At 42.2% G+C, this 11,570-nt stretch carries 10 protein-coding genes and 1 riboswitch; of the genes, 4 read left to right on the top strand and 6 right to left on the bottom strand.

Going from position 1 to position 11,570, the window contains the following annotated elements:
• Positions 1-48 precede the first annotated feature (48 nt).
• Entirely contained in the window at positions 49-342 is a 294-nt protein-coding gene (locus tag ACWPWY_RS18635) for a hypothetical protein (protein WP_454193151.1), read from the top strand.
• Positions 343-551: 209 nt separating this feature from the next.
• Complete coding sequence (locus ACWPWY_RS18630; protein WP_454193150.1) at positions 552-848, top strand: 4a-hydroxytetrahydrobiopterin dehydratase; 297 nt, start codon at positions 552-554, stop codon at positions 846-848.
• 57 nt (positions 849-905) lie between these two features.
• Here the strand turns inward: ACWPWY_RS18630 and ACWPWY_RS18625 are convergent, their stop codons facing one another.
• From ACWPWY_RS18625 to ACWPWY_RS18605, 5 genes are all read right to left on the bottom strand, one after another.
• Positions 906-1,271, bottom strand: a complete 366-nt coding sequence (locus tag ACWPWY_RS18625) for a c-type cytochrome (protein ID WP_454193149.1) — start codon at positions 1,269-1,271, stop codon at positions 906-908.
• A gap of 113 nt (positions 1,272-1,384) precedes the next feature.
• Positions 1,385-1,888: a GNAT family N-acetyltransferase gene (locus tag ACWPWY_RS18620; RefSeq protein ID WP_454193148.1), complete on the bottom strand. Its 504-nt coding sequence runs from the start codon at positions 1,886-1,888 to the stop codon at positions 1,385-1,387.
• A gap of 166 nt (positions 1,889-2,054) precedes the next feature.
• Positions 2,055-2,522, bottom strand: coding sequence for a C40 family peptidase (locus ACWPWY_RS18615; RefSeq protein ID WP_454193147.1), 468 nt, complete (start codon positions 2,520-2,522; stop codon positions 2,055-2,057).
• Between the two features lie 4 nt (positions 2,523-2,526).
• Positions 2,527-2,666, bottom strand: a riboswitch (cyclic di-AMP (ydaO/yuaA leader).
• 240 nt (positions 2,667-2,906) lie between these two features.
• Complete coding sequence (locus ACWPWY_RS18610) at positions 2,907-3,737, bottom strand: hypothetical protein (RefSeq protein WP_454193146.1); 831 nt, start codon at positions 3,735-3,737, stop codon at positions 2,907-2,909.
• Positions 3,738-3,747: 10 nt separating this feature from the next.
• A complete protein-coding gene (locus ACWPWY_RS18605) occupies positions 3,748-5,727 on the bottom strand; it encodes a M1 family metallopeptidase (protein ID WP_454193145.1) in 1,980 nt (659 codons plus the stop codon).
• Positions 5,728-5,830: 103 nt separating this feature from the next.
• On the opposite strand from ACWPWY_RS18605, the gene ACWPWY_RS18600 reads away from it, so the two are divergent.
• Complete coding sequence (locus ACWPWY_RS18600) at positions 5,831-6,340, top strand: YwhD family protein (RefSeq protein ID WP_454193144.1); 510 nt, start codon at positions 5,831-5,833, stop codon at positions 6,338-6,340.
• A gap of 76 nt (positions 6,341-6,416) precedes the next feature.
• Here ACWPWY_RS18600 and ACWPWY_RS18595 read toward each other — a convergent pair whose 3' ends face one another.
• The gene (locus ACWPWY_RS18595; protein WP_454193143.1) at positions 6,417-8,471 is read right to left on the bottom strand and encodes a transglycosylase domain-containing protein; all 2,055 of its coding nucleotides are present in this window, start codon (positions 8,469-8,471) and stop codon (positions 6,417-6,419) included.
• 184 nt (positions 8,472-8,655) lie between these two features.
• Between ACWPWY_RS18595 and ACWPWY_RS18590 the strand changes: the two genes are divergently transcribed.
• Positions 8,656-11,568 (top strand): Na+/H+ antiporter subunit A, encoded by a 2,913-nt coding sequence (locus ACWPWY_RS18590; protein WP_454193142.1) that lies wholly within the window; start codon positions 8,656-8,658, stop codon positions 11,566-11,568.
• Positions 11,569-11,570 lie beyond the last annotated feature (2 nt).

The raw sequence follows: 11,570 nt of genomic DNA, 5'->3' as shown, positions 1-11,570 counted from the left end.
ATTTTCGGTATAATAGAACTACGATAGGGAAATGGAGTGAACATTCAAATGGGCGTAAAACATGGACGCGAGTATAATGAGATCTTGCAAGATTTAATTCAAGCTCTTGGAAAAATACCAGATCGGTATATCTTTTTCGAGATGGAGGAAGAAGACTGGGCGAGACTAGGGGATAAAGATCGTTTGGAAGTTGATGAAGCACTTGCGGAAGATCTGTTTTTTGCTTTGGGATCTGAGAAAATGATTAGCGTGGGCAGCGGTGTTGTTATTCATGATCAGGAACTCCACCGTCTGAATATTCTTATCGGGGATGATGAACTGGACTTTGTATCTCTGATTTAGAGAAATGGTTTACAACTGGATTTAACATTCCTTCCGTGATAAGATGGAACACGAATAAAGCCGTTCGGGAAGCGAACGGCTTCCTATTTTCCAGTGACAGGCTTGTGCAATAGGGCATACTATATAAGCCGACAAGCTAGAGTATCTACAAAGGCACCGGGCATGCTGATAATGGATACGTTTTTGATTAGGGGAGGTTAGTTTGAACGATGGTCTTTACGCAAGAGGAAGTAGAAGCTCATCTCGATAAACTCGAAGGTTGGCAGTACGAGGAAGGTCGGTGGATTGTTCGTAAATTTACATTCACCAACTTTATGAAAGGCATAGCTTTTGTGGATGAAGTAGGTTTGATCTCCGAAGCGTTTAATCATCACCCTTTCATTACGATTGACCATAAAGTAGTCACCTTACGACTTACTTCCTGGGACGACGGGGGCATCACTGCTATTGATATTAAAGAGGCTCAGCAATATAACGAAGCATACAATAGAATGATGCAAGTGTAATGAAAACACGCCTTAATTTCTCTCTGAAGGGAGAAGTTAAGGCGTGTTTTTGTTCATTCACTTTTTCTCGGACAACCAAAGAGCAAGGTTCGCAATTTCCTCATCAGAAAGTTGCCCTTCAAAAGCAGGCATTTTTCCTCCGCCTTTACCCTTACTAATCGTTTTATAAAGCTGCTCGGCATTGGATTCAGCACCAACTTTTTGCAAGGAAGGACCTACGCCTCCTTCAAGCTGGTTTCCATGACAAGAGATACAGCTTCCTTTTGCTTTTTCTTCAGCACTTGCTGCGTCCAGAGTTACCTGGGGCATAACGGGTCCGGCTTCTTCTGCCATCTCTTGTTCTCTTCCTGGCACCGTAAACATTAACACGAGGGCAAAAGCGCAAGCGAAGAAAAACAAACCGCTCATGATCCATTTCTTCATTTGTAGTGTCCTCCTACTATGTACAATCCTTATTTTATTATAATGTAACCGGCTTCAGGTTCATAGTATTTTATGGTAAATATTTAAACAAAAGTGAGAAAATGCAAACACTCCTAAATAGGGCTTGTCTTTTCATAAACCATACAATGGAATAATTGATAGCCTTCAGGAGTCAGCCGCTCATATGTGTCCTCAATAACGAACCCGGCTTTTTCATACGCTCGAATGGCCCGTGTATTCCAGGTCAGCACTTCCAAATCAATGACATGACGTGGATTTCTTTTTTGTGCCTCATGTATAACAGAAGATACAAAGGCTGGACCGTATCCGTTGCCACACAAAGAGGGTCTCATACCGAAACCGAGCCGAGTGACTCCTTCCATAGGAAAAAGTTGAGCAAAACCACATAGTGCAGGTAACTCTTGATCCCTTACTATAGATAAATATTGCTGTGCTCTTAGCACGGGGTCTCCAAACTCAATCTCTAAAGCTTTCATCTGATCCCAAGGCAGCCAGCCATATATATTATAAGGAGGTTCGTACTGCCAGGTACTAATCTCCGCCGCTTGCTCTTCGGTCATAGGCATGACTCGGAAAATAGGGTTTATCGGTGTCATAGGATCACTCCTTCACCTAGAATTTGTCTTCCCTAACACTCTACAGGCTAGGAGAGAGGCAAGGCAAGCACTTTGGAGTATGAGATAAATAAAAAAACTCGAACCTGATTACTTTTTGTGAAAAAAGTAGTCAAGGCCGAGTTCTTAGGGTAATAATATAGAAATATTAGTCAATAGTAGCTGTTTCAAACTGTTCTGTACTCATAATTCGTTTTGCGCCTACATAACGCTTTGCATAGTAATTTTCGTCAAGTTTACTGATGGTCACACCTTTAGAAGAAGAAGCATGTGCAAACTTACCATCTCCAACAAAAATACCTACGTGGGATACCCCTTTACCGCTGGTATTAAAGAATACAAGATCGCCAGTTCTAATATCAGAACGAGAGACTTCTTTACCCATGTTGAATTGTGAACCGGATTGTCTTGGCAATTCGATCCCAAGCTTCTCGAATACATACATCGTGAAACCAGAACAATCAAAACCACTAAGTGTAGTTCCACCGTATTTATAATCTGTTCCCTGAACGCTTTCAATTACCTTGTCCATCTTGGAATCAGCAAATGCACTCCCTGTTCCAATGGATAATGCGATCGCTAGGCTTAGCGCTGCAGCAGTTAATGTCTTTTTCAAAAAAAATAACTCCTTCCAATGCCTGCGAGGTTAGCTTAAGGATTCGGTAGAAGGTTCCCCTATGACCACTCTGTTGCGAGATCAATTCACCCGTAATATGGTTCCCCCGCTTCCCAGGTACCAGGAATTTGGCGTATCTGATGATATGTACCTGTGAAGACGTATGTATTCCCAATTCATAAAACAATCAAATGACTATGTAAGTTAAAAGCTTGACTAATTTAGTTACAATAGATTACAAAGTTGTCACAACATGTTCTGGGCTTATTGTAACAGAATATGTGTAAATTTGGCAATCGTTTTCAGGGAAAAACACAAAAAAGCCTGACTCATTCGATAATGAGCTAGGCTTATCTTTTTGTAGGAAGCAATATAATGCTAACTTTAAGAGTTATCAGAGCTGCTTTTTGAATACCAGAGACTGAAGTGAGAGCTGATTTTCCATACATTCATAATGGATCGAATGAGATGATAGGATTGCTGTAGAACCAGAGCTAGAAGTCCTGTCCAAATGAATGAAACGGCTGTGAATGAACCAAATATCGCAAGGGTAATGAAACCGAGCAAAAGGGAGACCAAGGCTACTGGAACGGCATACCGGATACAGATCCATATAGACACCGATCCGCTGCGTTTCCCAATAACTCCAATCTGACAGTAAAGCAGCAGCTGCTTTACTGCATAGCCGTAGATCATCCATAAGAGAAGGTAAGGAATGATTTTGGTAAGAACAGACAAATTATAAATAGCTGTAATAAGGTTCGGAAGAATAACAGGAACAATCCAGTAAGCAGGGATGAGTAATAGTATGACCTCTATAAAATAGAGGAGAGATGTTTTTTTCCAGTGTTGCTTAATGCCTTGAAAGAAAGCCAGACCTTTTGCTGCATTCGCTTGTTGATGCAGACTGTGAAGTAATCCCGCCCGAATGAGCGGGGTCATTAGCATTCGAATGAGGAACATAAGGACGAGCAGCCAGGCGTACTGATGAACGAGCGGGCTTACCGATAAACTAAGCTGACCTTCCATCCAAAACAGCACCTTACTGAGCTCGTGAGGCGGAGGATCCGGATAGCGCATCAACAGAGGCACCACAGCAGAAGAAACAATCTTATAAAGAAACATTCCCCAGACCAGTTGGTATATAAAAAGAAACAATACGACAAAATAATGCTCTCTCATAGACTTGAATCCTTCTGATATATAAACTTTCATCGACTACACCTCACCATGACAGACTTCCAAGCAGGGTCTCAATCAGTTTCGTAATACTGATATTAAACCGAGTCTGTATCTCTTCTTCTACTTCAGCGCTCATATAGTTATTTATATGTTTATTCTCAATGGCGATTGAGTAGGAAGGATCTACCATGACCCATTCTATAGGTTCCTTATACGTAAGATTGTAGATAATATTTGCATCTTTGCCGTTCCACTCTTTGCGAATCATATGACCATCTTTAAAGGCAAACACCACTGGGATTTTGGCGTAGTCTCCTGCTTTCTTCGTCAATTTTACGGTTGAGATATAGTTCGTTTCCGTTTCTGTACTCTGATCCTGAACTGAAATCGAGTCTACGGCAAAGTCAGCCATCATGTTGCTGTATACATATTGATCAAAGAAATTAGCCCATGACTTGCGGGTAACTTGTTCTACAACGGTCTGGAAATCTTTCGTTGTCGGATGTTTAAAACGATACTTGGCGGCATAGGTAGACATTACTTTGTCCATTTTTTTGATGCCGATCTGCTGTTCAATAGCACGCAAGATGAGCTTTCCGCGGGTATACACATTTTCTGCATAATGCTGTTGTGAATCATATTTCCATGCTTCCTGCGTGAGGGAGGCAGGAGAGGTAATATAACCGGACTGCAATGGAATGTTGGACGAAATACCATACTCTTGTTCCATTAAGCGGTCCTCAGCATAGGAGGTAAAGGCCTCATCAAGCCATGCTTCTTCAAACTCATTACTTGCGATCATGCCATAGAAGTACTGATGTCCAATCTCATGAATGACCGTTCGCTCCAGCTCATAACCAGGTGATGTATCATCTGCGCCAAAGGCGGTGATCAAGGTAGGATACTCCATTCCGCCGGCACCATTCCCTGCTTTGGGAGGTACTACGATGGATAATGTGGAATACGGGTACTTACCGTACCATTTGCTAAAATTAGAAAGTGCAGATTTGGCTGCATACAAGTAGCGGTCTTTAAGATCAGCATGTGCAGGGTCTAGAAAAAGCTTGATTCGGACTCCGGGCACATTTGGTGCAGAGAACGGTTCATCTACCACAACAAAGTCGGGGGAAGCGGCCCAAGCAAAGTCATGAACATCGTCAGCATAGAACTGATAAATACGCTGACCATTCTGTTTATAATAAGGTTTGGTTGGGAAACCGGTTGCTGCTACGGTATAATTAGCAGGCACCTCGATGCGTACACTATAAATCCCAAAGTCTGAGTAAAATTCGGAATTACCATGATATTGATGCAAATTCCAACCTTCAGTCTTACGGTTGCGTGTTCCGACTGGTTCATAAACACTTAGTTTGGGAAACCACTGTCCTGCCATAACGAAGTTATCTGCCGTCCCCATCCTTGCAAAGATTTGGGGCATATCGACTTCAAAAGACATGTGGAGGGTAATGGATTCGCCTCCTTTTACAGGCTTTGGCAAACGGACTTTGACCAGACTCTTATCGTGTATATTTCCGTCATCCGGCTGCACATATTGAATGCGATGGAGGAGAGAAAGACCGTCTGGTGTTTTAATTTCCGTAAGATTCATAGAACCATATCCATCTTTCGGCATCGCATCTCCTCTGAGTTTGCCTCCTGATTCTTTCATAAAGGTTGTCTCATCTGAGGAAAACGCATTGGGGTACAAATGAAAATAAAGCTCGCTCACCGTTTTTTTACCCGGATGAGTCCATGTTAAGGTAGAAGTACCTTTCAGGACGTGGTCTTCTGTTAGTTGAACATCAATGTGATATTCAACGACTCGGTCACTAAGCACCTCGGCAAACGGTGTCTGTACAATTTCCCCTGTGGGCGCAGGTACTGGGGCATTTATATTGCCCGGTATCCGCGTAAGAGCAGATTGCGTAGATGGAGCTTGGCTTAAACTGAGCAGCAGTGTGCCGCCGAGAACACAAATAGCAAGAACAGAGGATAGAACCATTTTCGCGCGAACTGGGGTCATACGTTAAATACCTCCCACTTGACAAGCATCTAAGGCATGTATATGTTTGCAAGCGGAGAATTATTAGTTAAAATATTGGTATCAACTTTTGGAGGCCATAAAAATGGAGCAAAACGGTCAAATTGGCAAGAAACAAATTGCCTTAAATATTGTAAACAGCAAGAGTAAGCATAAAGGTTTCGGTTCAGGTTCGATTGATTTGAACAATGTCTCCCCTGTTATCATTGATGGAGGCGTTGCTACCATTGATATTGGTGCGATGCATGCAAAGAGTAAGGTGGAACGTGGAATTAAATTTTCTACGGAAAAAGCAGATGTACCAAATGGGCGGCAAGTATGGTTAGTGTGGGTAGCCGTAGATCGCACTGCGGAAGGTCAGCTGTATGCGGGAGCAACGGCGTGTGAGATGTTGATTGATACGGAAGCTAAACGCGGTTGGAAGATTCTCGCTGATCATGTAAACAAGATGGATTATGCAATGAAGCGTCGTATCATGTTAGATGAGCTGGGAAATGAAGATAAGGCAGCATTAAAGCATCTGCTTATTTCTCATAATGAAGACTGGTGGAATGCAGCTCCAGATGAGCTCAAACAGGCACTAGAGACGAACTAAATGGTAAAAAAGAAGAGGGTTTCGGCATCTAGCCGAAGCCCTCTTTATATTGTAATAACTAAAAAAGGTTTGATCCTTAATTCGTCCACCAACGTTTGAAGTGATTCCACCAGGAGTCATCTCGGTCATTTTGAATTTCTTCTTCTCCGTCTGAACTCGGTTCTGCTTCATGTTCATCACAGTATTCCGTAGGCTCTGTGCCACGAACAAAAACTTCAAGTCTGCGACTTTCACAGTTTTCTCCAGCAAGTTTTCCGGTAGAAGGGTCAATATAGACACTAACAACTTCTTCAGGAACCGGGAATATTTTCGGTGGAACGTTTTTCAGCGCTTTTTCCATATACTCTGCAAAAATAGGAGCGGCTCTTCGGCTTTCAGCTGTAGTAATCTCCTGATTACTATCATATCCTACCCATACTGCTGTTGATAATTCCGGTGTATAGCCTACAAGCCAAGCATCTGAACTTGTGGTACCTGTTTTTCCGGCAACCGGTCTCTTAATCTTATCTGCTACGCGGTGAGCGGTTCCCCCTGTATCAAAGACGCTTTCAAGGAGGCTTGTCACTACATAAGCAGAAGCAGAGTCTACCACTTGTTCGGGTGTTTGTTCTGGCACTTTGTACACAATTCGGTCTGCTGCGTCCGTAATCTTCAGCACGGCGATAGGGGCATTCCGAAGTCCCTCATTAGCGAGAACTGAATAGGCTGCAGCCATCTCAAAAGGACTGACAGGCGATGTACCCAGCGCCAGCGAAGGAACGGGATTAAGTGAACTCGTAATCCCCAGTTTCTTGGCCATTTCAATAACAGGGTCGGTTCCGATTTGCATAAGAGTACTCACCGCATAAATATTATCAGAGACGGCAATCGCTTTTCTCATATCTATCGGTCCAAGGTACTTATCGCCAAAGTTTTTTGGCTCATACGTTTTACGATCATTATCGTACTTGAACACCGTCGGTTTACTATCGATTTGTGAGATAGCTGTCATCTGTTTTGAGGAAATGGCAGCCAAGTACATAATCGGTTTAAAAGAGGACGCTGGCTGCCTATTATCCGCCAGGGCATGGTTATACTGACTGGAGTTGTAGTCTGTTCCCCCGACCATGGCCTTTACATATCCATTTCTCGGATCAATGGATACTAAACCTACATCAAGATCACTTTCCTTATCCATTCCACTAGCCACTGTTTCTTCAGCAGCTTCTTGCATCTGCATATCTAGAGTGGTGTAAATGTTAAGACCGCCATGTTCCAATTTCGCTGAATCTATTCCCAGATCATTAACAACTACGTTTCGAATATAGTCGCGGAAATAGGATGCTTTTTCATTTGTCTTTGGCTGACTTTTTGGCTTGATATCAAGCATTTCATTATAAGCCTCATCAGCCTGCTCTTGCGTGATGGATCCGGTAGTGACCATTGAAGTCAGCACAACTTTCTGTCGATCTTTCGCCTTTTTCATATTGTTGTAGGGAGAGTAATATGTCGGTCCTTTTGGGATACCGGCAAGCAGTGCACTTTCCGCTAAATTTAAATCGGCTGCAGATTTGCCAAAATACATTTGTGCTGCAGATTCAATACCATAGGCGCCATGGCCATAGTAGATTTCATTAAGATACATTTGTAAAATTTCATCTTTGGTGTACTTCATTTCAAGTTGTGCCGTGTATATAGCCTCTTTAATTTTTCGAGACCATGTTTTTTCATGAGACAGATACAAGTTCCTTGCCATTTGCTGTGTGATCGTACTAGCCCCTTGGGACATGTTCATCTCTTTTATATTTACAAAAATGGCACGAGCCACTCCTTTTAAATCGAACCCAAAATGAGAATAGAACTTTCGATCTTCTACTGAAATGGTGGCTTGGGTAAGATCAGGTGAGATTTGATCTAGCTTGACCGGAATCGAATCTTTCCCTTCGGGAGAGAACGTGGCAATAACTTCACCATCTATATCAAAGAGCCTGGAGTTATGGTCATTATCTGCAAGAGGAAGACTAGTTGCATATAGATAGACAAGAAGTACAACAGCAAATATCAGACCCAGTACGGTTATTCCTGCTAACCACTTCAGAATCTTTTTGGTGCGAGAGGATTGCGTTTTTGACTGATCTGTAGATTCTGGCATCACATAGGTCTCCTTTCTAAAAAAACAGCCTTATATTTCATTATGGGAATACAATTCATCCATTATTCACGATTTGTACAGATTCTCAGCATAGGTATTTAGGGTAAAGGTTAACATAAAGTCTAGTTCATGCTAACTCGGCTCTAAGATTTTCGATTCTTTACTTTACATAGGGGGTGTATTTGTGTACTTGATTCATGCGGCCATTCTGCTCCCCATTCTTGCTGGAGTTGGGATAGCTTTTATGAAACGTTTGTCTCGTAGCTTTCACTTGGGCTGGGCAGTTCTACCCATCCCGCTTGTCTTATTTATCTACTTTCTTAGCCTGATTCCACAAATAAGTAACCGGAATTTGATTAATGAATCGATAGATTGGATGCCATCCCTTGGAATTAATTTCACCATTATACTGGATGGATTAAGCCTCATGTTAACGCTGCTTATTACAGGGATTGGCTCTTTAGTTGTACTGTATTCTATCTATTATATGAAACAGGATCAGGCTTTGCATCGTTTCTATCTATATTTGCTCTTGTTTATGGGTGCCATGCTTGGTGTCGTTCTTTCAGATAATATGATGGTTTTGTATGGATTCTGGGAACTAACAAGTATCGCTTCTTTTTTACTTATCGCTTTTCATCACAAGAAAGAAGCGTCGATCCGCGGCGCGAGTAAATCATTCCTGATTACTGTTTTTGGCGGGTTCGCCATGTTAACTGGATTTATCTTGCTATATTTGATCAGCGGATCCTACAGTATTCGGGAGACGATCGCATCTGTATCTAATATTGCGGAACATCATTTATTTGTTCCGGCTCTTATTTTAATTTTATTAGGAGCTTTTACCAAATCAGCGCAGTTTCCGTTCCATGTTTGGCTGCCTGATGCAATGGAGGCGCCAACACCCGTTAGTGCCTATTTACACTCGGCAACCATGGTCAAAGCAGGGATTTATATTGTTGCCAGGTTTACACCCGTTTTTGGCGGAGAAGCAACTTGGTTTTGGATCATCTCTTCGGTGGGGACGATATCGATGGTGTATGGTGCACTGATTGCCATAAAGAAAACAGACTTAAAGGCAATCTTGGCGTATTCCACCGTATCGCAGCTGGGGCTAATTATGTCTTTGTTTGGACTAGGCTCAGCGGCACTCTACTTTGGTTATGGCTCAGAGTCTCTGCTTTATACCACAGCTACAATGGCAGGATTACTACATTTGTTCAATCATGCGCTGTTTAAAGGCTCCCTATTTATGATGGCAGGGATTGTGGATCATGAGACGGGTACACGTGATATCCGGAAACTGGGCGGGTTAATTACGATTATGCCGCTTACATTTACCGTTGCACTGATCGGTACCTTTTCTATGGCGGGTCTGCCGCCATTTAATGGATTTGTTAGTAAGGAGATGTTCTTCAAAGCGACACTTGAAGCAGCAGATTTTTCTATATTTAACCTTGGCACATGGGGGATCATTTTTCCTGTACTTGCCTGGATCGGTAGTGTAATGACGTTTATTTATTCACTCGTTATTGTGTTTCGTACCTTCCTTGGTAAGAACAAAACAGATACTCCACTCCAAAAGCTGCATGAAGCTCCAATTGGAATGTTGGTTCCTCCCCTTATTCTTATATCTATGGTAGTAATCACCGGTATTTATCCTGACATCTTATCCTCGTCAATTATTGAACCGGCAATGGCTTCCGTATTATCTCCACTCCTCGCTGAAGGGGAAAGGTTTGACGTTCATTTGTATCTCTGGCATGGTTTTACTCCAGAATTATGGATGACGGTAGGAGTCGTTGTACTGGGTGTGATCTCTTATAAATTATTACCCCGCTGGAAAACGGTGTATGAAGAGTACATCCCTGTTTATACCATCAATAAGGGTTATCATTCTATATTTCGAGCGTTGCATCGATTTTCTAAACGCTGGACTCAAACCTATATGAATGGTTCAGTTCGGAACTATCTCATTTATATCTTTGTATTTATGATCGTGTTGATCAGCTACGGTTTCTACCATGCAACGGATATTGAATGGAATTTCAGTGGTTATGATTCCTTTATGTTGTACGAAACGATTTTACTTATCGGTCTCGTCGTTACCGCAATTTGTATACCTTTTGCTAAACATCGCTTATCGGCTGTTATTTTGACAGGAGCAGTTGGTTATCTGGTTAGTTTGTTCTTTGTGTTATTCCGTGCCCCAGATCTCGCCTTGACGCAGATGGTTGTGGAGACCGTATCCGTAGCACTTTTCCTATTGTGCTTCTATCATCTTCCTGAACTTACGCCGAAATCGAGCAAGAAATATAAATCTGTAAATCTGATCATTTCTATTGGAGTAGGTATTATTGTCATGCTGATTGCTCTTGCTGCCAGTGGGACGACACAGCTCGAAACCATATCTGAATTCTATACCGCAGAAAGTTACAACCTAGCAGGCGGAAAAAATATTGTTAATGTACTGCTGGTTGATTTTAGAGGTTTCGATACATTGCTTGAGATTATGGTCTTAGGCGTAGCAGCACTTGCTATTTATTCCATGATTAATCTGAATTTGAATGGAAAAGACTTAGGATCTTCTCATCATACACACGCAAAGGAGAAGCAGGATTCAACGGAAGAAGAGAGAAGCAACTCAAATCCAGAGAGTTGGAACAGTGTTCCACTTCGCAGTAATGATGTGTTCCTACAGATGAGTACCAAAATTATCGTGTTTATTATTCTTATCTTTGCACTCTATCTGTTCTTTGCAGGACATCATCAACCAGGCGGGGGCTTTATTAGTGGACTGGTTACCGCATCCGCTTTAGTTCTTTTAGCCATTGCGTTTAATTCAGATACTCTTCGCCGGATTCTGCCCGTAGATTATCGTACAGTTATCGCCTGGGGACTCTTGATCTCTTTGGCAACAGCAGCTGGTTCCTTTGTCTTTGACTTACCGTTTATGAGTCAGGCTTTTGGATACTTCGATATTCCTTTGCTAGGAGAAGTGGAATTAACGACAGCTACTATATTTGAGACAGGGGTGTTTATGGCTGTCTTGGGTGTCACCATGACGATCATCTTACAGATCGGGGAGGACCGTTAGTT

It is taken from the genome of Paenibacillus sp. Marseille-Q7038 (assembly GCF_965111595.1).
This window is presented reverse-complemented; position numbering and strand designations above follow the sequence as displayed.

Coding starts and splice junctions, on each gene's coding strand:
- ACWPWY_RS18620 (WP_454193148.1), bottom strand. CDS start 1,888: ATGACACCGATAAACCCTATTTTCCGAGTCATGCCTATGACCGAAGAG.
- ACWPWY_RS18625 (WP_454193149.1), bottom strand. CDS start 1,271: ATGAAGAAATGGATCATGAGCGGTTTGTTTTTCTTCGCTTGCGCTTTT.
- ACWPWY_RS18630 (WP_454193150.1), top strand. CDS start 552: ATGGTCTTTACGCAAGAGGAAGTAGAAGCTCATCTCGATAAACTCGAA.
- ACWPWY_RS18635 (WP_454193151.1), top strand. CDS start 49: ATGGGCGTAAAACATGGACGCGAGTATAATGAGATCTTGCAAGATTTA.
- ACWPWY_RS18605 (WP_454193145.1), bottom strand. CDS start 5,727: ATGACCCCAGTTCGCGCGAAAATGGTTCTATCCTCTGTTCTTGCTATT.
- ACWPWY_RS18595 (WP_454193143.1), bottom strand. CDS start 8,471: ATGCCAGAATCTACAGATCAGTCAAAAACGCAATCCTCTCGCACCAAA.
- ACWPWY_RS18600 (WP_454193144.1), top strand. CDS start 5,831: ATGGAGCAAAACGGTCAAATTGGCAAGAAACAAATTGCCTTAAATATT.
- ACWPWY_RS18610 (WP_454193146.1), bottom strand. CDS start 3,737: ATGAAAGTTTATATATCAGAAGGATTCAAGTCTATGAGAGAGCATTAT.